Origin of the sequence: Mucilaginibacter gossypiicola (assembly GCF_900110105.1) — a bacterium.
GTDB lineage: Bacteria > Bacteroidota > Bacteroidia > Sphingobacteriales > Sphingobacteriaceae > Mucilaginibacter > Mucilaginibacter gossypiicola.
The window spans coordinates 235,820-259,158 of record NZ_FOCL01000008.1; the positions used below are offsets into that span (position 1 = coordinate 235,820).

The 23,339-nt window shown below is 42.2% G+C and carries 23 protein-coding genes; 4 read left to right on the top strand and 19 right to left on the bottom strand.

The genetic code is table 11. The features are described 5' to 3' along the window. Positions 1–65 precede the first annotated feature (65 nt). The 6 genes from BMX50_RS24295 to trxA all read right to left on the bottom strand — a co-directional run bounded on the left by BMX50_RS24295 (position 66) and on the right by trxA (position 3,876). Positions 66–380, bottom strand: a complete 315-nt coding sequence (locus BMX50_RS24295) for a Dabb family protein (protein WP_091215724.1) — start codon at positions 378–380, stop codon at positions 66–68. Between the two features lie 15 nt (positions 381–395). Then, the gene (locus BMX50_RS24300) at positions 396–818 is read right to left on the bottom strand and encodes a hypothetical protein (protein ID WP_091215728.1); all 423 of its coding nucleotides are present in this window, start codon (positions 816–818) and stop codon (positions 396–398) included. 12 nt (positions 819–830) lie between these two features. Beyond that, positions 831–1,400, bottom strand: a complete 570-nt coding sequence (locus BMX50_RS24305; protein ID WP_091215732.1) for a hypothetical protein — start codon at positions 1,398–1,400, stop codon at positions 831–833. Between the two features lie 69 nt (positions 1,401–1,469). Further along, a complete protein-coding gene (locus BMX50_RS24310) occupies positions 1,470–2,804 on the bottom strand; it encodes an ABC1 kinase family protein (protein ID WP_091215737.1) in 1,335 nt (444 codons plus the stop codon). Between the two features lie 4 nt (positions 2,805–2,808). Next, positions 2,809–3,462, bottom strand: coding sequence for a TetR family transcriptional regulator C-terminal domain-containing protein (locus BMX50_RS24315; RefSeq protein ID WP_091215740.1), 654 nt, complete (start codon positions 3,460–3,462; stop codon positions 2,809–2,811). Positions 3,463–3,579: 117 nt separating this feature from the next. After that, the gene (gene trxA, locus BMX50_RS24320; RefSeq protein ID WP_091216140.1) at positions 3,580–3,876 is read right to left on the bottom strand and encodes a thioredoxin; all 297 of its coding nucleotides are present in this window, start codon (positions 3,874–3,876) and stop codon (positions 3,580–3,582) included. A 203-nt stretch (positions 3,877–4,079) separates the two neighbouring features. Between trxA and BMX50_RS24325 the strand changes: the two genes are divergently transcribed. Further along, positions 4,080–4,961, top strand: coding sequence for an alpha/beta hydrolase (locus BMX50_RS24325; protein ID WP_091215743.1), 882 nt, complete (start codon positions 4,080–4,082; stop codon positions 4,959–4,961). A 105-nt stretch (positions 4,962–5,066) separates the two neighbouring features. Here the strand turns inward: BMX50_RS24325 and BMX50_RS24330 are convergent, their stop codons facing one another. The 3 genes from BMX50_RS24330 to BMX50_RS24340 form a co-directional block, all read right to left on the bottom strand. Further along, entirely contained in the window at positions 5,067–5,903 is an 837-nt protein-coding gene (locus BMX50_RS24330) for a DUF6263 family protein (RefSeq protein WP_091215749.1), read from the bottom strand. A gap of 72 nt (positions 5,904–5,975) precedes the next feature. After that, complete coding sequence (locus BMX50_RS34650; RefSeq protein WP_167668098.1) at positions 5,976–6,440, bottom strand: hypothetical protein; 465 nt, start codon at positions 6,438–6,440, stop codon at positions 5,976–5,978. Positions 6,441–6,489: 49 nt separating this feature from the next. Further along, the gene (locus BMX50_RS24340; RefSeq protein WP_091215752.1) at positions 6,490–7,362 is read right to left on the bottom strand and encodes a hypothetical protein; all 873 of its coding nucleotides are present in this window, start codon (positions 7,360–7,362) and stop codon (positions 6,490–6,492) included. A gap of 488 nt (positions 7,363–7,850) precedes the next feature. Between BMX50_RS24340 and BMX50_RS24350 the strand changes: the two genes are divergently transcribed. After that, positions 7,851–9,077 carry a serpin family protein gene (locus BMX50_RS24350; RefSeq protein ID WP_091215781.1) on the top strand — a complete coding sequence of 409 codons (1,227 nt, stop codon included), beginning with the start codon at positions 7,851–7,853 and terminating at the stop codon, positions 9,075–9,077. Between the two features lie 45 nt (positions 9,078–9,122). Here BMX50_RS24350 and BMX50_RS24355 read toward each other — a convergent pair whose 3' ends face one another. Together BMX50_RS24355 and BMX50_RS24360 are read right to left on the bottom strand one after the other, a co-directional pair. Beyond that, a complete protein-coding gene (locus tag BMX50_RS24355) occupies positions 9,123–9,530 on the bottom strand; it encodes a DUF6855 family protein (RefSeq protein ID WP_091215786.1) in 408 nt (135 codons plus the stop codon). 92 nt (positions 9,531–9,622) lie between these two features. Next, entirely contained in the window at positions 9,623–10,477 is an 855-nt protein-coding gene (locus tag BMX50_RS24360) for a LysR family transcriptional regulator (protein WP_091215790.1), read from the bottom strand. An 89-nt stretch (positions 10,478–10,566) separates the two neighbouring features. Here BMX50_RS24360 and BMX50_RS24365 point away from each other — a divergent pair, with 89 nt between their 5' ends. Next, a complete protein-coding gene (locus BMX50_RS24365; protein ID WP_167668100.1) occupies positions 10,567–11,538 on the top strand; it encodes an alpha/beta fold hydrolase in 972 nt (323 codons plus the stop codon). Positions 11,539–11,606: 68 nt separating this feature from the next. Here the strand turns inward: BMX50_RS24365 and BMX50_RS24370 are convergent, their stop codons facing one another. The 7 genes from BMX50_RS24370 to BMX50_RS24400 form a co-directional block, all read right to left on the bottom strand. After that, positions 11,607–12,836 carry an RNA polymerase sigma factor gene (locus BMX50_RS24370; protein WP_091215793.1) on the bottom strand — a complete coding sequence of 410 codons (1,230 nt, stop codon included), beginning with the start codon at positions 12,834–12,836 and terminating at the stop codon, positions 11,607–11,609. Positions 12,837–12,955: 119 nt separating this feature from the next. Beyond that, a complete protein-coding gene (locus tag BMX50_RS24375) occupies positions 12,956–13,309 on the bottom strand; it encodes a YciI family protein (protein WP_091215798.1) in 354 nt (117 codons plus the stop codon). Positions 13,310–13,926: 617 nt separating this feature from the next. After that, on the bottom strand, positions 13,927–14,751 hold the full coding sequence (locus tag BMX50_RS24380) for a glycerophosphodiester phosphodiesterase family protein (RefSeq protein ID WP_091215803.1): 825 nt from the start codon (positions 14,749–14,751) through the stop codon (positions 13,927–13,929). A gap of 3 nt (positions 14,752–14,754) precedes the next feature. After that, positions 14,755–15,852, bottom strand: a complete 1,098-nt coding sequence (locus BMX50_RS24385) for an alkaline phosphatase family protein (RefSeq protein ID WP_091215807.1) — start codon at positions 15,850–15,852, stop codon at positions 14,755–14,757. A 67-nt stretch (positions 15,853–15,919) separates the two neighbouring features. Then, positions 15,920–17,530 carry a SusD/RagB family nutrient-binding outer membrane lipoprotein gene (locus BMX50_RS24390; RefSeq protein WP_091216147.1) on the bottom strand — a complete coding sequence of 537 codons (1,611 nt, stop codon included), beginning with the start codon at positions 17,528–17,530 and terminating at the stop codon, positions 15,920–15,922. A 17-nt stretch (positions 17,531–17,547) separates the two neighbouring features. After that, on the bottom strand, positions 17,548–20,844 hold the full coding sequence (locus BMX50_RS24395; RefSeq protein WP_091215811.1) for a SusC/RagA family TonB-linked outer membrane protein: 3,297 nt from the start codon (positions 20,842–20,844) through the stop codon (positions 17,548–17,550). A 178-nt stretch (positions 20,845–21,022) separates the two neighbouring features. Beyond that, positions 21,023–21,607, bottom strand: a complete 585-nt coding sequence (locus BMX50_RS24400) for a phosphonate degradation HD-domain oxygenase (protein WP_091215815.1) — start codon at positions 21,605–21,607, stop codon at positions 21,023–21,025. 253 nt (positions 21,608–21,860) lie between these two features. Between BMX50_RS24400 and BMX50_RS24405 the strand changes: the two genes are divergently transcribed. After that, positions 21,861–22,439 (top strand): helix-turn-helix domain-containing protein, encoded by a 579-nt coding sequence (locus BMX50_RS24405; protein ID WP_091215819.1) that lies wholly within the window; start codon positions 21,861–21,863, stop codon positions 22,437–22,439. A gap of 122 nt (positions 22,440–22,561) precedes the next feature. Here the strand turns inward: BMX50_RS24405 and BMX50_RS24410 are convergent, their stop codons facing one another. Continuing rightward, positions 22,562–23,317 carry a helix-turn-helix domain-containing protein gene (locus BMX50_RS24410; protein WP_244281093.1) on the bottom strand — a complete coding sequence of 252 codons (756 nt, stop codon included), beginning with the start codon at positions 23,315–23,317 and terminating at the stop codon, positions 22,562–22,564. Positions 23,318–23,339 lie beyond the last annotated feature (22 nt).

Sequence of the window (23,339 nt, forward strand, 5' to 3'; positions counted from 1 at the left end):
ATAGGTTTAAAAAAATAAATAAGGCTAAATATATGTCATTTAACCTTATTTATTTTAATCAAAACTTAAATATTTACGCTGTCTGATACAACCACTTTGCTGCACAGCGGTTTAGCATATTCTTCCGCAAATATCACGTGGGTAGGATCAATCTGGTAAGCTTCCTGTGCTTCGGGGGTATCAAATAATATCAATAGCGATACATCGTATGAGCGATCGATCACATCGCGGTTAGTATCGGCAGGTACACCGATATGTATATCGCGGATGTGTGGAATAGGAAGGAGGATGTTAAGCCCTTCAATCAGTTTATCTTTATCGGCTTTGTTTTTAAGCCAGAAGTGTACGTGGTGGACGAATGTGTTTTGGAGTATTGGCATAAAGGTTTATTGTTATTAAGTTTTACGTTTAAAAAGTCTTGAGAACCAGTTTGAATTTGAAGGTTTATTTAAAACTATATTTAAATAGGCTTGAAAATTTTCATACCCGTTTTTAAAGGGGGCTGCAAGATTAATCATATCACCAAGCCCGGTATCAAATATTTGCCAGTTATTTTTTAGTGCGAGATCTATCAGCGGATAAATAGCGGCTTCTCCATATAAACTGAGCATGACGTTACTTGAAGGTTGGCCATCATCAAAATAATCTATTGTAAAGTCATTTCCTTTTATTTCACGATGATCACCATCTTTAATGATAGTTTTAAAATAGGTTTCAAAGGCATCGGTAAATGATGTAGGAATTAACTGATTTTCATTCACCTCAGCGGGATCTGTAATTTTTTGATTTGAATTAAATAGTACTATGTCCCAACTCATGATAACGACTATTTAATGGATACAACCAATATAAATTTTAGATTTTATGGATAAGGCACTAATGGGTTGAAGCGCCTTTAACGCGCTGTCGGCACTTGACTTATTTTCATAGATGCCGGTTACAAGCGCTATCATCTTTTTGTCTGAATCGTTTTTATATGACTGCAAATATTCAAGACTTAATGTTTTTGAGGGATATCTCCGCATAACATATTGCCCGGCAAGTATATCGTCATCATAATTGTCCGGAAGTTTAATCAGATCCTTTTGTTTGTCGTAATACTGATCCATTGTGTCAATACCAACGCCGGTAGCATGGTTCAGTTCAAACATTTTATCTCTTAATGAATAATAATTAAGGCCAGTGTCAGCAATCACAACATAGTAATCGGCATAGGCATCGCGTTGCTCATCAATCTCCGATGTATCTGCATTTGTTTGGATGGCCCTGTTAGACATGTTATAGGATGCCGGTAAAACTTTAAGTTTTTTGATCTTAGAAGAATCGATACCTGGTTTTGTATGCTTTGACTTGCACGCAACTAATAAACACGCTATTAAAAGCAGGTATTGCACTTTCATAAATGGTGATAGGTTTATCCAAATATAGCTTAATTATTTAATCGCTGCCCACTGCAAACTCAAAACTGCTCAATACTCCAACACCACATGCGGCTTAAAAGTATCCGTTTTTACTTTAGCCTTTAGCTCATGCAAAATATTGTATAAGCCAAAGTTGGTACGGTTTACATAAATAAAGTGCTTTACGCCGCGTGCCTGTTTAAACTCGGGCATTTTAGATATGCGCTCACCAAAGCTATATAACTGATCAAAAAATGCTGTTTGGCTAAAGTCAAACGTATCGGTAATATACGGTTGGGCAAACAGGCCGATCATGTCTTTATACTGGGTATAGTAAAACTCTATCTGTACCGGGGTATCGTCATTATGGATCATGTCCAGTTGCCTGAACGCTTTAATGGTTTCCTCTTTGTTGTCCAGTAAATTGGTTGACGTAAGAGAGAAGAAAGGGTAATAAAAATCCTCGGGCATTTCCTTAATACAGCCAAAATCGATAACACCCAATTTCCCTTCGGCGGTGATCATAAAATTACCGGGATGCGGATCGGCATGTACGGCACGAAGCTCGTGCTGCTGAAAGTTATAAAAATCCCACAAGGCCTGGCCTATCTGGTTGCGAAGCTCCTGCGATGGATTGGTGGCTAAAAACTCTTTCAGATGCTTTCCTTCCAGCCAATCCATCGTAATGATCCGTTTGCTGCTTAATTCTGGATAATATTTAGGGAAAACAACATTATCAAGATTGGCACAGGCTTTAGAAAACTCAATCGAGCGCCGAACTTCCAGTTCGTAATCGGTTTCCTCAAGCAGGCGTTCTTCAACCTCTTTCATGTACACATCCAGTTCTTTTTCGCTCATGCCCAGCATCCTGAAGGCAATGGGTTTAACCATTTTCAGGTCCGACGAGATAGAATCGCCAACGCCGGGATACTGGATCTTAACGGCAAGCTTTTTACCATTTAACTCTGCCTGGTGTACCTGGCCTATTGAAGCCGCATTGGTTGAGCGGATATTGAACTTATCAAAGATCTGATCGGGGTTTTTACCAAAATATTTCCTGAATGTTTGTACAATAAGTGGCCCTGAAAGTGGCGGCGCATTATACTGCGATTGCGTGAATTTATCTACATAAGCCTGCGGCAGCAGGTTTTTATCCATGCTAAGCATTTGCGCTACTTTGAGCGCGCTACCTTTAAGCTCACTTAATGATTGGTATATATCTGCGGCATTATCCTCATTCAGCTCTGATTTGTCAAGATCAGGATTGAATAGTTTTTTGGAGTAATGTTTAATATAATTGCCACCGATCTTAACGCCGGTTTTTATAAACTTGGCCGACCGCTGTACTTTGGTAGTAGGTATACTATTTTGTTCGGGAGTTGCTCCCGGAGTTTCATCTGCCATAATCTCAAAATCCCATCTTATCTTTTATCCCACCGTTCTGCACCAAAAACTTACCGTATTCAAAAAGGTTGTCGATAGGCGAGCGCTGGAAAAGATCAAAAGTTACATTAATTCCTTTTTCGATAGCTTCATCGGTTTTCTCGAAACCTGCCGAATTATCGTTGATCCAGAAGTTGAGTATAAACACAAACTGTACCCAAAGTGCATCCTTGTATTTTTTTGAGAAGTATTTACGGTCGCTCAGTTCGGTACTTTCAATACCTTCCTTCATGATTTCATCGGCGAAGCCTTCAAAAAGCTCTTTCAACGGACTAAACACTTTTGGTGTTGTAAAACCTTTAGGCTGTTTTTTTATGCTGTAAACTGCAAAGCTACGGCTGCTCTTAATCAGCTCAAAAAAACCATAAAAAAATGATAGCGCCTTTTCGCGTGATGAATAACCCTCCCAAACTTCCTGGGCGCGGATCTCGGCCAGTGTTTTGGTAGCAAAGCCTGCCCAAATACCCTGTTCAACCGCTTCAAACGAACCGTAGAACTGGTAAAACTCAGCCTCGCTCATTTCATTTTGCTTTGCGAAGATATAAACCGATTTAGGTTGCTCACCTTCGGTTAAAACATAATCAATATACGCGTTCTGGATGCTTTCGATGGTTGCCATGTTGATTGGGATTTAAACCTCTCCTAAATCCTCTCCAACGGGGAGGACTTTTTGAATTGTTATATTAAATTCTATAAACTTCCCCTCCTTTGGAGAGGGTTAGGGTGAGGTGTTTTTTTACAAAAACTGCTCTACCACTTGTTGTAACTGCCTGGCCTGCACTACGCCGCTTTGACGCCATTTGCTTTCCCCTTTTTGAAAAATCATAAGGGTAGGCACACTTTGAATACGGTATGCACTGGCTGCCGCAGGGTTTTTATCAATATCTATTTTAATGATCTTTACCTTATCTCCTAACGCTGTTTTTACATCGTGCAGTATAGGTGGCATCATTTTACAAGGCCCACACCACTCTGCCGAAAAATCGACCAGTACAGGTGTTTCTGATGCTATTATTTCCTGGAAATTTGCCATAAGCTTTTTTGTTAGTTGTTCATGGTTCATGGATGATGGTTCATAGTACGGACATTATAGTAAGATGCCTGTTTTTCTGCAGATAAGCTAATTGCTATGCACTATGATCCATGAACTATATGCCACTTCAAATTTAACCATTAACCAGCGTAAAAGTTTAGTGTTTTAATACCAAAACATTGGCTATAAAGTATATTTACTTTATGCAAACAAAACTAAGTACTTACCTATTGCTGGTGCTCCTTACACTGCCTTTTGCGGGCATGGCCCAGGACGCTGTTATACCGCTTTGGCCAAACGGAGCGCCCGGTTTTGAAAACCGCCGTAATGAGCCTGAGCAGGCTAAGGATTACTGGGGGAAAAATATTCATAACCCATCGCTTACTGTTTTTTTGCCGCCGAAGGACAAAGCCAACGGCTCGGCAGTTGTGGTATGCCCCGGAGGGGGGCACCGTTTGCTGGTTTATACAGCAGAAGGTGTTGATCCTGCCAGATACCTTAACAGTTTAGGCGTTACTGTTTTTGTGCTGAAATACCGTTTGGGCAGGGATACGCTGTCGCCATACAAAATTGAGGTACATGCAAAACAGGATGGGTACCGCGCTATGCGGCTGGTACGCAGCAAAGCAGCAGCATATGGATTGGATACCAACCGCATCGGGATGATGGGGTTTTCGGCCGGTGGCGAGGTTGTTGATATGGTGGCTTTTGGCGAAGGCAAAGGCGATCCGAAAGCTCCTGATCCGATAGATAGGCTAAGCGCCCGTCCGTCGTTTTTGATCCAGATCTATCCGGGGCCTCTTTTTATCCCCGATAAACTACCGTTTGATGCACCGCCGGCATTTTTATTAGCTGCCAATGATGATGTTTGCTGTTCACCATCGGTAGTGAAATTATTGCAGCGTTACCGCGAAGCAAAAATACCGGTTGAGGTACATATTTATACGCAGGGCGATCATGGCTTTAATATGGGTTACCGTTCAAAACTGCAAAGCATCAGCACCTGGCCCCAGCGCATGGCCGATTGGCTCAGTGACAATAATTATTTGCACCCCGCTGCGGCAAAAAGGATGAAACTTCACTAAGTGCCAAATGAAGTAAAAATAAAAAAAGAGAGGCATATGCGTTTGGCTTAACCGCATAGCCTTCTCTTTTAACAATAGCCCCTATTGTACCCCTACGTTCGGGAACTAATGTATCTTATAACAGCTTTCGGTAAAAGCTGTGCGTTTTGATGCGGCGTACACTACCTGATTGTGCAATTGGTAGCCGCTTATAATGCTTTTCATTACCCGCTCCAGGATTACGCCGGTTTGATTGTCAATTACGTATACCCCGTTGGTATTGCTGTTGGTATAACCACCGGTAATGGCGCTTTCAAAAGCAACTGTCGTGGTCTTGTCGGTGAGCTTATCTACCCAAAAAGTGTTTTTAGTTTTTTGCCCGTTCACTGTGGTTGAATCGGCCCAGGTATAACCCGGTTTAAGTGATTGGGTTATCACAAAATCGGCTAATAGGCCAAGAGTTGTTCCTTTCACAATTTGCTCCTGCTGCAAACCGGTAAATGCTGTGAAGGTATCATTGGTAAATTGCAGTGCCGGATCTGTAACATCAGTTACCAGGCCGTTTTTATTGATGGTTACCGAAGCAACTTTGCCGGCAATATTACTAAGTGCTTTGGCGATAGCTGAGCTGTCGGTAACAGGCTTGTCCGAGCTATACTCCAGTTTTTTACCCATGGCATTAACCGTATCGGCAATGTGTTTTGTGGTAACCGAAAGGTTATAGCCCTGGCCGCTCGCGTCAACCACGTCATAAACTTTGGTTGTTGATGAAAAGCTGTTTATGTTGAATTTTTGATCGCCACGCTGCAATACAGTGTTTGAACTTAAAAAGGCAGTGCGCTGAAACTGATCGCCTTTTTTAAAGATAAAGGTACGGTGGTAGGTTTGCGCGTTACATAAAGCAGATATGCCGGTAAGCAGCACTGTTAATATGGTTTTAAGCTTTGGTATTTGCGGTTTCATTTAATTTTAGTTTAGTAAGAGCAATTTTTTAATACAAGGCAGTTAAAACAAACTGCCCTGTATTGATCCTAATTAATGCAAGGGTTTTAAACCTGGTATTGGTGGCACCGGTGGTATAGGCGGCACTGGCGGAATCGGTGGCACCGGCGGTATTGGTGGTACCGGAGGGATTGGCGGCACCGGTGGTATTGGCGGCACTGGCGGAATCGGCGGTACCGGTGGTATTGGTGGTACCGGTGGAATAGGCGGCACCGGCGGTATCGGTGGCACCGGTGGAATAGGTGGTACCGGTGTTATCGGTGGCACGGGCGGTATTGGTGGTACCGGTGGAATAGGTGGCACGGGCGGTATCGGCGGTACCGGTGGAATAGGCGGCACGGGCGGTATCGGCGGCACTGGTGGGATTGGTGGTACCGGAGGTATTGGCGGTGGTACATTCCAGTCCGATTGATTGCCTCTGCTTTGTGCAGAAGCCCGATTGATGCTTATAGCCAAAGTTGCGGACGCGACTAATGCTGCTATGACGATCTTTTTCATAGATTTTATATATTTTAATGAAATGATTAATGATTTTGCTAAAAGGAAACTATCGCCGGTTTAGTGAGAGCGGGTAACCGAGGGAGAATACCATGTTGGCCCTGTCGTTGGTATACCGGGTAAGGTTTGCAACCCCTACCGCTAAACTTAAAGGCACCGGGAACGGCCTGACCCCTGCCGAAATGCCGAGGTTCATGCCCGTCCATTCGGCATTTACATTTACATGTTGTATAAGTTCGTAGGATATACTACCGAATACTGCGGTGCCGTGTTTTCCTCTGCCGGCAGCAATATCTTTAGGGCTTTTTTCATAAAACCTGCCGCTGCCTATACCTATTGTATAACTAAGCCTTGAGCAACCCGGGGTTAATGATTTAATGGTTTGTATGGCATGGGTTACTGCAAGGAAATAAGTTGAGCCGGAGGCATCAGACTGCTTCACGTTAGCAAACACCTGCAATGCTCCGGCCGAGATGCTTGTACCCGCAAATAATATGCGGCTTATGATAAAGTTTCCCGAAAAATCCCTGAATTTATGCACATCGGTCATATTTAAACTGGCAGCAAAGTTTACTGCTTTTGCAGGGTTGCCTACACATGCCCCTACCGAAGTGATCAGGTCTGTTTTATTATTATTCAGGTATACCTCGGGATAGGTAGCTCCGATGCCGCCAAACAGGTAAGTGCCGTATCCCCCAAAGCCCGATGGTATTAATATGCCGCCAGGTGCATCGCTTGGGTAAAGTTCATTTTGTGTTGGTGTTGTTTGCCGGTTGATTTGAGGGGCAGGAGCCAGGAAATTATCTATTTTTTGCGTGAGTTCCTTTTCAAACTGGTTTTGGCTGTAAGCTGCTTGTGTACTCAAACAAATTATAGTAGCAACACAGCAAATAAGCGCCCATATGTTGGTTTTAAAGATCATTTTAGTAAAAGGGGTTAGGTAAGGTGTCAATGGTTATAATAAACAGATCAACGTTATCCGGCAATGATCTAATGTATGCAATTTACCTGCAAAAAAATAATCGGCAATTTCTTGTTTTTGGGATAAAACGGCCGGTTTATTAATGGGGCTACAGGGCATGTCATCATAAAAATTAACATACTGCTGTGTGCTGGGTTTATACCGGGGGTACATAATTGTGGGTTTTTCATTGTGGTTTTGGGTTGTTTTTATATCACAATGTTACGATGCCACAGCAGGGTGCACAATACAAAGTAGTTTGTATTTTGACTAAGCAAGAGGATAAGGTATGTAAAAAAGTAAATCCTCTTCAGTGCGCAATGCAAAGAAGGGGATGCTTCGTTTTTTTTAGAATTTAAAAATGTTATACTTTTTACCGGCTTGTAAATTTTAACTTGCTGTAGCGTAAGTGATTTGCTATTCGTAATATAGTTATAAACCTATCAACTATGGCGCGGAAATTAACCTTACTTTGTCTTGGGATTTTAACAATAGCTGCCTGCAAAAAAGGTGGCGTCAATCCAAATAACGATCCGGGGAAAGACCTGGTGCTTTCAGCAACTGAACAACAGCAGGTTGGCCCGGGTAATGCCTTTACTTTAAAGCTATTTAAAGCAGATGTTGGCACCATTGCTAATAATCAAAACCTGATCATTTCGCCTTTAAGCGTGAGTTTTGCAATGAACATGACCAGTAATGGGGCTAACGGGCAAACCCTTACCGATATCCGTAAAACTATGGAGGTTGATGGTTTTACCGAAGACCAGGTAAACAGTTATTACCATAACCTTATTACTAATCTTCCCGATCTTGACCCAAATACCACACTTAAAATAGCCAATTCCATTTGGTACGCCAATAACTTTACAGTGTTGCCGGCATTCATAAAAACCAATACCGATTTTTATAATGCCGAAGTAAAAGCGCTCGATTTTAATGATAAAACAGGATCGGCAAATACGATTAACAGCTGGGTGAGCGCGCAAACCAATAACAAGATCCAGAAGATCATTGAGCAGATCAATGACGGTGCCCGCATGTTCCTCATCAATGCCATTTATTTTAAAAGCACCTGGAAAACGCGCTTCGATGCTGCCAGAACTTATAAAGCACCTTTTCGCCTGGCCGATAACAGTACGGTACAAACGGATTTCATGACCAATGAAAGTGTTGACATGAAAACTGCCTATGATAATGGTACCAATGTTGTTGAATTGCCTTATAGCAACAGCAAATACAGTATGGTAATGATCATGCCTTATGACGATGTGAAAACCTATGCCCTCGGTCTTGACTCGGCCAAATGGAAATCTTTGATGGGTAAACTCACGGCCACCAAATCACAAATTACTATTCCTAAGTTTAAATTTAGCTATGGTATTGATTTGACGGATATTTTAAAATCATTGGGAATGGGGATTGCCTTTAGCGGACAGGCTGATTTTAGCCGAATTGCCGCAGGTGGCGGAGTAGGTATAACCGAAGTAAAGCATATGGCTTATATTGATGTTAATGAAGACGGTACCGAGGCTGCAGCTGCAACTGAAGTAGGCGTAGGACTTACAGCGCCTGCCCCAACCAATGTTTTTAGCAAGCCATTTATTTTCGCCATAAGGGAAATGAAAACCGGGTTGATATTATTTGCAGGGATAGTTAATGACCCGACGAAGAATTAGTAAAGCATAAACAAAGGCTACCTTTTTTGCGGCAGCCTTTGCATGCTATTTTGCTTTTACTTTATTGCCTTTTGCATCATGGGTTAATTCAACCATGCCTAATGCTTCCATCAGTGGTGGTACATACATAGCAAACCTGCCGCGAAGCCCTTTTTTTAAGCCATACCATCCTCCAACCGGATTTGTTTCTGAACGGCCCCATGCTTCAACAGTGCCTTCTTTTGCTGGCTTTTGTTCGTCGGCGCTGCCAAGTTCCATCCAGTCGCCATGAGTGGTTAACATGGCATGCAGATCGGCCAGGCAACGATGATCATAATGGAGCACCGTTTTGCCAACTGTACAAACCAATATGGGCTTGCCATCTTTAGTATCCAGGTGCATGGTATAATCAGAAGTTAATGGCGGCGTTTTTAATGCCATCGGGTTTTCTTTTGTGCCGATATTGTTTTCCATCGCTAATTGAGATTTATAGAAAATTAGTAATGATCACCTGTGAGAATTATACTGCAAGTTAAGGGTTTGGATGTTAATAAAAGGTGCAGTTACTAATACATTTCCACAAAAGCCTTCAACGCCCTCGACTGCGGTACATTTTTACGGTAAATGAGCACTGTAGACATAGTGCCCAATTCTTTATTTAAGGTGTGCGTTTTAAGTTTACGGCCCGCATAGTATTGTTCAATCAGTTCGGCAGGGAGAATGCTGATGCCCAGGCCAGCTTCCACAAAGTTGATGATCCCTTCCAGCGAGTTCAGTACAATACTTTTATATTGAATAATACCTTTTGAATTAAGCCATGCTTCCAGCCGGGCTCGGAATACACAGCCCTGGTCAAATACAATGATCTTAAGCGGCTGCTTCATGAGTAATTCCTTAAGCTCGGGGCCTTGCGCGGGAGCCAGGATCACTAATTGCTCTTCTTTAATATGCAGTTGTTCCAGTTCGAGCGAATTGATGGGCGCCGATACAAAAGCCGCATCCAGTTTATAGTTAATTACATCATTAATGAGTTCACTACGCATTTGCGATTTAAACTCCAGGTCTACGTCTGGGTAGGCTTCTGTAAAACGACTAAGGATATCCGGTACCTTAAAAACCATGGTAGTTTCGATGCAGCCAATTTTAAGGCTACCGCTTATCTGGCTAAATTTTTTAATATCCTTTTTAGCTTCCTGCATTAAATGATCAATCTGCTTGCTGTATTGCATCAGCGTTTCGCCTGCACTGGTAAGCGCTACCTTGCGCGATGTGCGGGTGAACAGATCGGCACCAAACTCTTCTTCCAGGTTTTTTATACGCGCCGTTACGTTTGACTGTACAGTAAACATGGCTTCGGCGGCTTTGGTGAAACTGCCGTTGGCTGCCACTGCTTCAAATATTTTCAGATCATTGGTGTTCATAAATCATTATTTATGATTTAAAATATCGTTATTAATCGTTTTTAATAATCAAATATCGATATTAATTTTGAATCATCAAAATACAGCAAATGAAAATTAAGAATCTGATAATAACCGCATTTACCGCCATTACCTTTGTACTGGGAGCCAATGCGCAGTCAGCAAAAAACTCAACTTTAAAAAATCAAACCATGGAAACCAATCAAATTCATTATCGCAACATTAAAGCCAACGGCTTAAATATTTTTTATCGTGAAGCTGGACCTAAAAATGCGCCGACCATTTTGTTGCTGCATGGCTACCCAACGTCATCCCATATGTTCAGGAACCTGATCCCAACTTTAAGTACAAAATACCATGTTCTGGCTCCTGACCTTCCGGGTTTTGGCTTTTCAGATATGCCAGACCATACTCAGTTTAAATATACTTTTGATAACCTGGCTGCTACCATGCAATCATTTATTGATGAGCTTGGCCTTAAACGTTTTGCCATTTATATATTTGATTATGGTGCGCCTACCGGTTTAAGACTGGCACTTGCTAATCCCGAAAAAATAACCGGCATTGTTTCTCAAAACGGTAATGCTTACGAGGAAGGCCTGAGCACCGGCTGGAACCCGATCCAAAAATACTGGCAGGATTCGAGCAAGGAGAACAGGGATGCTTTGAGGGATTTTGTAAAAGAGAAAATGACCAAATTTCAATATTTTGAAGGGGTATCTGATCCGTCATTAATTGCTCCGGAAAGCTATACGCTCGATCAACAAACCCTTGACCGTCCCGGAAATGTTGAAATTCAGCTTGATCTGATGCTTGATTATCGTACCAATGTGGCTCTATATCCCAAATTTCAGGCTTATTTCAGGGAATATAAACCAAAACTGATAGCCGTTTGGGGCAATAAAGATCCATTCTTTTTACCCGCCGGTGCCGAGGGTTATAAACGCGATAATCCGAATGCAATTGTTAAATTTTACAACACAGGCCACTTTGCTTTAGAAACCCATGCTAAAGAAATAGGCAAGGATGTGCTGGATTTTTTAGGGGACTTGCCTAAGTAAGCCCATTGTTATGCTGAGCAAAGTAATTTGCAGAACCAAACTTACGAAGTTTCAAAACTTCGTAAGTTTTACCTGTTTTCGAGCGTATCTATTTTGCTTTGTATAACAGCCCTATCGGCAGGCGTTTTTATCAGCGTTAGTGCTTTCTCAAAGTGGAGTTTGGCCTGTTCATTATTAATGCCGGTATACAGTTCGCCAAGCAGGGTATAGTAAAATTGGTTGCCTGTAAGCTGAAGTTTTTCGGCTTCAATAATGGCTTCTTCGGGGGTGTTAGCTTTGGCAAGTGCAAAGGTGCGGTTGAGTGCCGCTACAGGCGAATAAGCAATTTGCAGTAAACGATTGTAAAGCTGTAGTATATTTTCCCATTTTTCTTTACTGTCGGTTTTCTGGGTGTGCCAGTAGGCTATGCTGGCTTCGAGATGATATTTTGATAATTGAGTGCCGGTAGTGGCCTGGTTTAAATGCCAGGCACCCCTGGCTATAAGTTCCTGGTTCCAAAGGGTGGTGTCCTGGTCATCATATAAGATCAATCCACCGTTTGGGTCGGTACGGGCCTCAAACCGGGATGCATGGAAATACATCAGCGAAAGTAATGCATTAACAGGCGGTTTGTTGGTGCCACCATTTTCGATAAGCATGTGACAAAGGCGCATAGCTTCAAAGCAAAGATCTTTACGCAGAATTTGGTTATCGCTAACCGAATAATAGCCTTCACTAAACAGCAGGTATATGGTGGTAAGCACGTTTTCCAGCCGGTTATCAATTTCGGCTGGGGCGGGCAGTTCAATCTTTATTTTTTCGTTCCGGATTTTTTCCTTCGCCCTGAACAGGCGTTTGTTAATGGTTTCCTTGCCGGTTAAAAAAGCTTCGGCTATTTCATCAATTCCGAAACCACATAGTATCCTTAAAGCGAGCCCGATTTGCGCCTCGGGAGGGATAGCTGGGTGACAGATAGCAAACATCATTTGCAATTGGCTATCGCTGATATTTTGTGGCGAAAGGTCTATATCCTGTTCATAGCTATCTGCCGTTTGTATTTCCGGGGATACTTTGGCCTGAAAAGTAGCGTTGCGCTGCAAATGATTTTTTGCCTTGTTTTTGGCTACATTATAAAGCCAGGCTGTAGGATTGGGCGGGATGCCTTTATAACTCCAACTCTGGGCGGCAGTGAGGAAGGTATCACTGGTAATATCCTCTGCCGTTTCCATCTCGTCAAACCCGAAACGACGACAAAGTACCGATACTATTTTACGGTACTCCGTGCGGAATAAATGGGGAATGAGCTCGGGGTTTTGCATGGGAATAACCGAAAAATGTCATTGCGAGGAACGAAGCAATCGCACGGAAGCATGGCCGCCCTATATAGCATGCGGTTGCTTCGTTCCTCGCAATGACATAGATTTACACTATGAATTGTTTAATGCACACCATCATTCTTGGCAATTTTTCTCACCTCAACCGTATTGCCATCGCCCTGCAACACCGGGCAGCCTTTGGCAAATTCAACAGCTTCCTCAACTGATTCGGCTTTTACGGTGATAAAACCGCCTATGGTTTCTTTGATCTCGCCGAAAGGGCCATTGGTAACAACGCCGCCATGGCCTACAATTTTGGCATCGGCAAAAGGGAGACCGGTGCCGCTAACAAACTTATTTTGAGCAGCTATGCCGCCAATCCAGTCCATAGTTTGTTTCATCCAAATCTGGATCTGTTCGGGAGATGCTACCTTAGTACCGTCCTCGTGCCTGAAAATTAAAACGAATTCGTCCATCTTTTTAAATTTTAAAGGTTAATAAATATATGAATTACACCTCTATATCAAATGAGATTGGGGGAACAGGACAGGGGCAAGAAATTATTTTTGATTTTGGATATCCGATTTCAGAATTTTTATCGGGGTTACACTGATTCCTTTTGGTTACACCGATTTTCTAAATCTGGATTTTTTGTGTTGGATGGGAGCGGATACCGTCCAATGTCATTAAGTTAAGAAAATCCCCCAGAGGGGGAACAGGTTTGTAGCAACAATCATATACCGAAAATAACCGTGCCAGAGGTACGGAACACCGGAGTTGTGTACCTCTGGCACACTAAGGCAAACAAACCTTTCATTTCTACAAACCTTTTGCACCGCTGGTGCAACCTATTGATCCCTTAACTTAATGACATTGGGGTACCGTCCGTCAGCTGATGGATAATGCCCATGTAGTAGGAGCGTGTAACCCGGCCGCAAGCAACGCTCATATTATAAAACACATCAGGGGAATGTGGTTGGTAACCAAAGACTTGTAGTTGCATAAATGTCATTGCGGAACGAAGCAATCGCATACTATATAGAGTGGCTTTGCTTCAGTGCGATTGCCGCGCTACGCAATGACATGTTTTTATTTATCTCAATCCCTTTTCCTTCAAAAATTTCACCAATGCTGCCGGATGATCTGTTTGTAAACCTTTCAAACCAGCGGCAAGGGCTTTGTTCCAATCTGCGGGCCCTTCACCGGCACTTTGAATATCCGGCCAAACCGGGATATGATATTCACCGGCCAACGCAACCATATCGCCGGTGTATTGATTATATGAACCGTCAAGAATATCAGGATGATACTGATCAATAAAACTTTTCATACTGGCAGTGTTTTTCACACTGTCGGGCAGGCTTAGCATTAACGGCATTTTAGGGGCAGCTTTTCGCCAGCCTGTAAACTGGGCAGCGCTGTTGATATAAACCAATACCTGTTTTTCCATGCCGTATTCTTTGATCATCTGATATGCCTGTTCAGGATCGGCAGCTTTAAAATCAAGATAAATTCCTATCCTGTTTTTACAAGTTTGAAGGATTTGTTTAAAAGTTGGGATCCGGAACACTTCTTTGCTTGCTGTGTCCTTACTCTTTACCTTTAACTGCAATAACTCGGCAAGTGTAAAATCTTTCAGCTGCCCTTTGCCATCAGTCATGCGGTTAATGCTGCCGTCATGCATACTTACCAACTCGCCATCCTTTGTGGTACGCAGGTCTATCTCTACATAATCAGCCTCATTTTTTATTGCCTCCCTGTAAGCTTCAAGCGTGTTCTCCGGGTAAATAACATGGTCGCCACGGTGGGCGGCGACTATAAACTTATGCCTTGAAACAGGAGCCGGGTTAGCCTGCCATCCATCACCGGGCAGCAGCCATAGTAAACTTAAAGTTGTTAATAGTTGAAAACGCATCATTATTTATTTTTTACCTGTAACACTACCTATCGCATCACCCACTTCATGACCTGCAGCAGCTTTAAAATCAAAGCCTAACAAATTGGCAATAGTTTGCGCCAATTGTTTGTGATACGTTGTTTCACCTTGTTTCATTTCGCCCGACGCCGGAGTATCCGGACCGATTACTGCAAACCAGGTTTGTTCTGAATGCAATACGTCCGATCCGTGATCGTGCCATTTTTTCATTGGTTCATCGCCCCTGCCGTGGTCGCAGGTGATGATCAATGTAGTTTTGTTTTTATAAGTGGGTTCTGATTGGATATAATCCCAAAGTTGTTTTATAAAACCATCTTCCTGTTTAATACGATCAAGGTAAAAACCGTAATTACCTGCATGGGCCAAATCATCCGGTTCATCAAATGAAACATACAGGGCGCGGGGCTTATACTGCATCATATAGTTTTTAGCAAACTCAAATGTCAGGAAGTCGATACGGGTAGAATCGCTGATATAACGTGGGGCTTCCAACTGTAATTCATTCAGATGTTTCAGACGATCGTTCATGCCAGGAACATCCAATGGCATAAAACCCGCGTTAACTAAAATATTGGCACGCTTTGGGCTTAAGATCTGCGAAAAGCGCTCCCACGACGCAAATGCAGCTACTTTGTTTTCAAAACCTTTTTGCTTGTTCAAAAACTCGAGTACATTCATGTTGGGGTTATAGATCCCGTCGTTGGTATTCATCCGCTTATCGGGGAACCCGGTAAATATTTCATTATAACCGGGGTATGAAAAATGGTATGGATTGGCAACTTCATCTTTGTTTCCCAAATCACGATTGCCGTACAGTTGTCCTTTTTCAACCAATGTGCTCCAAAAGAAAGGCATCAGCAGTTTACGACGATTTTCAGATGCATCGGCCCAGAAGTTTTTGCGTATCCCATTTTTATCCTGTGTATCGTTTGAGTTGATGATAGCCGAATCGGCACCACGGAAAACTTCCTGCCAGCGTAAGCCATCGATAGTGACAATAACTACGTTTTGGGTTTTGTGTGTCTGTGCAAATAGGATGGTAAAAGATGCCGAAAACAGCATTACTAAAATCAGCTTTTTCATAGGTTTTGTTTAATGAATAAAGGCCCCAAACTAAGGGGCCTTTATATAGTTTTATTTGCAGTTTTTATTATTTAAGCAACCACATGATACCATTGATATCGTCACTGCCGCCAAACTGGCTTGTTAATGCAGCTTTGTAATTTGTAGCATTAACCGTACGCTCTGACTGAGGATATTCAAAACGTGTAGGGATACGGCTGCTATTACCTGTACCCGGACCTGTAGTAAAGGTAGGAACCCCGGTACGACGATAAGTAAAATATGACTCAAGGCCCGAGTGGCGGAACAATGCAAGATATTTTTGCTGCAATATTTGCGTAAGACCGGTTGCGCCATCGGCATATTTCACAGTTGGTTGTGCATAGTAGGTTGTCCAGTTAACGGTAACCGGGAACACATCATAGCTTGATTGATCGGCAGGGCCTTTGGTTGCGCCCGGCCTGTAAAAGTATGCCGAAAATATGCTTGAACCGGCAACTGTTGGAATACCGTAATATTGATATGACGCCTGGATACCGTTAATGTAATAGGTTTCGGCATTGCCTGTAGCCCAACCACGGTTAATACCTTCGGCAATGTTAAACATCAGCTCCGGATATCCTATCTGGATGCTTGGCTCACCAATGTAAGTTGAATAAAAGTGCTTACGGTTGATGAATGAATAGCGCTGTAAAGTTGCATTGTTATACATTACACCAAGGTCAAGGCCCGGATCGGCACCTACAAATGAATCAAAACTTGTTGGGCTTTGTTTCAGGGTATCAACCAAATAACGTGAAGGCTCGGCAGTTACAAAAACCCTTGGATCTTTAAACTTAGTAAGCAAACCGATATAGGTTGCCGATGAGTTTTGCCTTGATCCGTTTTGACCAAAGTTATCCGGATTTTGAGGATAGTAGTTGCTTGGCGCTACAAATTTATATTGCAGGTTATCGTCAGAGCTGGTCATGATAGGATATTTAGCTGGGTTACCAACAATAGCAGCAAATTGTGCTTTTACATCGATATCGGCAGTTTTTTTACTTAATGCAAGTAATAACCTGATGTGGAAGCTATTTACAGTTTTTTGCCATTTTGCAAGGTCGTTACCAAAATAGATGTCATTTGATAAAGCCGCACCAACACCGGTACCACCTGAATTTGGATCAGCAATCAGTTTAGTTAAATCGGCATTAGCATCTTCAAGCCATGCTAACGATTGTACCATAACATCTTTTTGGCTGTCATAGGCAGGTGTTAGGTTATCTATACCTTGTAAAGCTTGTTTCATTGGGATATCACCTTCTTCCAGGCTCATTTTACTAAAGAAATAAGCTCTGAAAAATTTACCCAATGCTTCATACGGGTTGATAGCAGCACCGCCGGTTGCAGCAGCGCGCTGTTCCATTACTACTACGTTTTTTAACGTATTGTAATAATTGTCGCCACCATTTGCAAAACCGTCATAACGATTATTACCGTAGTAATCATAGTTATAAAGGTAGTATTGCGAATAAATCTCATTACTTGATTGTGGCAAATCAGCCATCTTATTAAGGATCCCGTTAAATAATAATGATGCAGGCACTACACTTGGTACATTATTATTTTTAGTAAGGTCCTCAAAACTTTTTTTACATCCGGTTACTGTTAGCAAAGCAAACGCCGGCAGTATTAAAATTCTAAATATCTTTTTCATAATCATCGTATGTTTTATTAGAATGATACATTTAAGTTAAAACCATAGCTACGTACTGTAGGCGATTGCAATACAGTTGAAGAAGTAGCGTAGTTATACTGATCTAAATCCACATCCTTGAAGCGTTTGTCTCCGTAGAAGTATAGCAGGTTACGGCCGTAAACCGATACCGATGCTTTTTTGATAAATGATTTATCAAGCCATGCTTTAGGAAAATCATAACCAAGGGTTACTTCACGAAGTTTTGAGAAGGTTTTGCTCATGAGGTTTGACTCATCAACATTGTAATATTTACTCACGTAATCCTGTACTAATGCAGTTTGCTTGTTTGGAGCAAATTGCAATGCTCCCTGGTTGGTGATTTTGCCTGTTGCAGGATCATAGTTGATAGCAGCGCCGTTTGATACAGTTACACCTTCGCCTACGTATGTACCGTTATAACCGGCTTTGCCAAAGTTTTGCCAGTCTTTATAACGGGCATCACCCAAAGCGCCTGTAGCAGTTTCGATGTTTGAACCACCACGCATGGTTTTGTTATGCATGTAATCGATAATCACACCGCCAACTGAACCGTCAAACTGGAAACCCATGTTGAAGTTTTTGTAACGCAGTTTGTTGCTGAAGCTCCATGAATATTTAGCATTCTCGTTACCTAAATATTGTGGAACCGGTAATGCTAACGGTTTACCGGCAGCATCATTGATGATTTGCCCCTGAGGCGTTCTGGCAAAAGCAGTACCATATAGTTTATCGGTACGATCGCCTTTTTTGAAGAATGTTTGGTAAGTATCCTGGTTTGGAGGTAGTTCTTCATAAACGTCTTTAAAGGTAGCTACGTTAACCAGAACATTCCAGCTAAAGCCACCAAGGTTTTTGATAGGAGTGCCTTCCAGTGAAAACTCATAACCGGTTTTCTTGGTCTTTAAAGCATTAAGATATAAAGTAGTGTAACCGGTAGCGGTTGATATTGAGTTAGCCAGGATCTGCGGACCGTCAATATATTGGAAAGTAGTAGCAGATAAACCTAAACGGTTTTGTAAGAATTTAATGTCGAAACCTTCTTCGTAGTTAACACGGGTTGAGGTTTTGATGCCATTTTGATATAAAAAATCAGATGCAGATGCTGCAGGCTGGCTGTTATATGGTTTGCTTGTTAAGTAGAAAGAGTTAAGCTGATAGCTTGGGCCGTTATAAGGTGAATTATAAGTACTGCCGTAACCAAGCGGGTTTAAGAATAACGGATTTGAATTAGGGTTGCTGGTAGTTGTTGAACCGCCATAAACCGAAATAGCATTAAAAGGGGCAGGGCCAATTGTTGCGCTTGAAGCATCAGCTTTTACTGTTGAGTAAGATGCCCTTGCTTTTAAGAAGGAGATAACTTCGGGCAGTTTAACGTAATCAGAGATCACAGTTGCTGCCGATAAACTTGGATAGTAATAAGTTGTTACGTTTTGGAAAGCCGATGATTTATCGATACGGCCGGTGCTTGATAAAGTAGCGTATTTACCAAATGTAGCATCAATTGAGTAATAGCCGCTTAATACACGCTCAGCTGATGAGAAGTTGGTTGACTGAATTGCATTTTTCGAGTTGCTGAAAGCATAAACTTCCGGCACGTTCAAATAATCTGTTGATGTCCAGCTTGAGTTGTAGTTAAAGCTGCGCAGGTTTGAACCAACTAAACCTGATAAGTTCACGAAGTTTTTGATAGTATAGTTATAGTTAACAAATAACTCGGTGTTGTTATCAAACAGGTTACGACGGTCTTCGCGGTAATCGCCCTGGTTACCTTCACGGCCGTAAGGGTGAGCTGAGTACGGCAGGTCTTCAGTACGCAGGATGTTATAGGTATCAATTTGCGAACGTAAAGTAACGTTTAAGTTATCATTGATCTTGAAGTTACCCGATAAGTAACCGTAAACATCATTTTTATAATGACCACGGGTCCATTTTTCAGTTAACAGGTATGGGTTATGATAACGGGTGTACTCGGCAAATACCGATTGTACGCCTTCTTTACCCGGCTGCCAAATGGCTTTGATATCTGGTGCATTGATATTCCAGTCAGCACCTGTCCAAACAGCAATGTTGTAGATGATACTGTTAGGGCCATACTGTACGTCTGGGAAGTTATCAGTTGATTGCCTGTTGAAATCAACGTTTGCTTCAAATTTCCAACGTTTTGACGGAGTGAACTGACCGTAGAAGTTAGCATTGGCTATATCAAGGTACTGAGAAGGGATATAGCTTGTTTGGTGCTGTTGGGAAACCGAAAAACGGGTTACATAAGTATCACCAACAGAACCTAATGAAATGTTATTGTTGGTTTGGTAACCGGTTTTCAAAAAGTTTTTCAGGTTGTCTTTACCACGTGCAACCCATGGGGTACCCTGGCGCACGCCATTAACAACCGGGCTGTCATACTGAGGGATCAGCTGGCCTGCAAAATAAGGGCCCCAAACGTCATAATCGCTATCTACACCACCTGGTGCGCCACCTTTACCATCAACAAAGGTATAAAAGGTATTCTCGCCCGGGCCAAACGTGTTTTGCGTACGCGGGAAGGCAAGGAAGCCGGTATTCATAACCGTACTGCTGTTTATATCAACAGTTAAACCTTTTTTGTTTTTCTCGCCTTTTTTGGTGGTGATCAAGATCGCACCGTTTTGTGCACGGCTACCGTACAGTGCGGCAGCAGAAGGGCCTTTTAACACGGTATAAGTTTCGATATCATCAGGGCTGATATTATAGGTATCAGTATTAATAGGGAAACCATCTACTACGTATAATGTAACCGAGTTACCCCTGATCAACACAGAAGGGTTACCCAAAAGCTCTGCAGAAGGGCCTACTGATAAACCAGCCACTTTACCTGTTAAACCTGTAATAGGGTTAGGATCGCGGGCCATGGTAACATCAGCACCATTTACTGATTGTGTTGAGTAGCCAATACGACGGGTCTCTTTCTTAACACCGAGAGCCGTCACAACAACCTCGTTCAATGCTTTGCTATCGCCAATCAGGCTTACATTTATAGTTGTTTTGTTATCAACTACAACGTAAACCGGTGCGTAACCTACAAATGAGTAAACGAGTGTTTGGCCGGCAGTTGCAGTAATACTGTAATGACCATCAATATCGGTAACGGTGCCTTTGTTTTGTTCTTTAATTTTTACGCTTACGCCTGGCAGTGGCGAGTGTTTGTCATCGGTAACAGTACCGCTTATTTTGGTTTGTCCGAATAAGATAGATGGAGCTACGCAAAATAATAAAACCGTTATTACGGCTCTTAATCTCTGGTAAATCTTGTTCATCTGCTAAAGTTTAAGGGTGAAATATTTGAGTTTTTCATACAGCAATACTAAACTTTGTTTATTATTAGTAAACCAACTTAGTATTAAGCTATACTTAACTTGATGTTCACCCTGTGTTAAGCAGGCGATTTCTGTAACAGATAGGTTATATATTAATCACAAAAACTTAATACGGGCGTTACCCGTTTACCACTTGCAAATGCGCAAGTGCCATTGCTTTTAAATGATCTATATTATTTACAGCCACGTGCGTCTCTTTTGCCATGTCATCCCAATAGCGCAACCTGATGATAAGTTCGGCGTCCTGGTTTAGTTCAAACTCGGCAGCTTCATCAGCAGTCATAACGCCTCCCTGAAATTCAAGAGTAGCTTTGCTGGCATCCGATAGGCGGTTATAATATTCGGGGTATTTATAGGTAAGATATCTTTTGGCAATTACATGGCCCTGTACCAGGTTGGCAACCCTTTCAGAAAACCCGCGCTCCAGCAGGTAGTCGGCACCCAGGCGTTCGTGATCAACATTGCCCATGCCGTCCATGCTTCCGGCCTCTTCCGCATCGGCGCAAAGATGCCCTATATCATGAAAAAAAGCAGCAAGCACTACCTCATCATCATAACCTTCGGCCTCAGCTAAATCGGCCGCCTGCGACATATGCTCCAGTTGGGAAACAGGCTCTCCTATATAATCAGCATCGCCAAATTTTTCATATAACGAAAATACTTCATCAACCACAGCTTTCGGATTATATTGAGATGGTGCCATACTTTTTAAATTTTTTGGTGCAAATAAACAGGATGTAAGTTATTAAAACATTAAGTGTTTGTGAATTATAGACACATCTGCCAATATTTAAGAATTTGTTAACACAACTAATTACCAGCCATTAAGCTAAACATAAATGGTTTATGTTCGTAAAAAGAAACAACATACGTACGGCGGTAACAAAAAAATCATTTTGGATAACTATACGTATTAATTACTTTGCGCAGCGAACACCTGCATAAAAAGATACATAATGGAAGAAGATATACTGATACAGATCAGTAACCGGATAAAAGAACGCCGTCGCGAAAAAAATATAACCGTACAGGAACTTGCCGTAAGGGCCAACGTAAGTAAAGGCCTGATATCACAAATTGAAAACAGCCGCACCATTCCATCGCTCATTGTACTTATAGATATCATTAAAGCACTGGAAATAGATTTGAACGAGTTTTTTAAAGATATGCGTTCAAAAAGCGACCACCCGCCCGTTTTAGTAAAGCGCAAACATGAATATGATCATTTTGAAAAAGAACATGCCGATGGTTTTCATTATCAGCGCATCTTTACACAATCAATAAGTCAAAGCACGGTTGATATTGTAATATTGGAGCTTGAACCCGATGCCTCACGCCCGCTTGTTGAAACCGAGGCTTTTGAGTATAAGTATATCCTGTCAGGCCAGATAGCCTACCAGTTTAACGACGATACCATAACCCTTAACCAGGGCGATAGTATGCTCTTTGACGGTCGCATTTCCCATACTCCCAAAAACATGGGCAACACCACGGCCAGCATGCTGGTGATCTATTTTTTTGAAGAGAAGAAATAGGTTAGTGAGTGGTTGATTGGGTTGATTATGTGAGTGGTTAATGGAACGGGGTAATGTAATGCCACTTCTCTTTAATAGGCTGAAACAAAAATCAATTCATTATAAACAAAAGCAAACTTTAATTAGTGCGTCCACTCGGTAGGTGCTTTACCAAATTCTTTTTTAAATGAATGGGAAAAATGGGCCAGGCTTTCAAATCCTAAATCGAGGTAAATTTCGGATGGTTTCCGGTTTTTGTTTTCAATGAGGTGACGTGCCTCTGCAAGCCGCCTGGCTTGAAGCCAGTGCCGCGGCGAGCTGTCAAAAGTTTTTTGGAAATCGCGTTTAAACCCTGCAAGGCTCCGACCGGTAAGTTGCGCAAATTTCTCGACGGGTATGTTGAAATGAAAATTGCTGAGCATAAATTTTTCCAGATCGATTTTATGAGGCTCCGAAAAATCAAACAAGAAATCCTTTAGCTCGGGCATGGTGTGCAGCAGTAACTGCACGGCTTCCCTTACTTTAAGCAGACCCAGTTGTTTGGTTATTTTTTCGTTGGGATGGTGAACATAAGGGATCACCGATTGAAAAAAGCCCCGTAGAAACTCATTTTCGGGGATCCTGATATTGGGCTGACCTGTGTATTTCTGTCCCGGCTCTATCTGCTCTTCCAGGGCAAGCTGCCGCAACATATCTTCTTTTAGGCAAATGATAATAGTTTGATAGTCGCCGCCATCTACCGGCATTTTGATGAGTTCGCCCAATTGATTTTTACGGATCAGCATCATTTCGCCGCCTTTCATAGCTATTTTTTGATTGGCGGTTTCTATGCAAAATTGTCCCGAAACCTGTAGCACCAGGGTACTGTGTTCAAAAAAGCCCACCTTTTCTTTTCTCATCTTCGAGAAAAAAGAGTAAAAT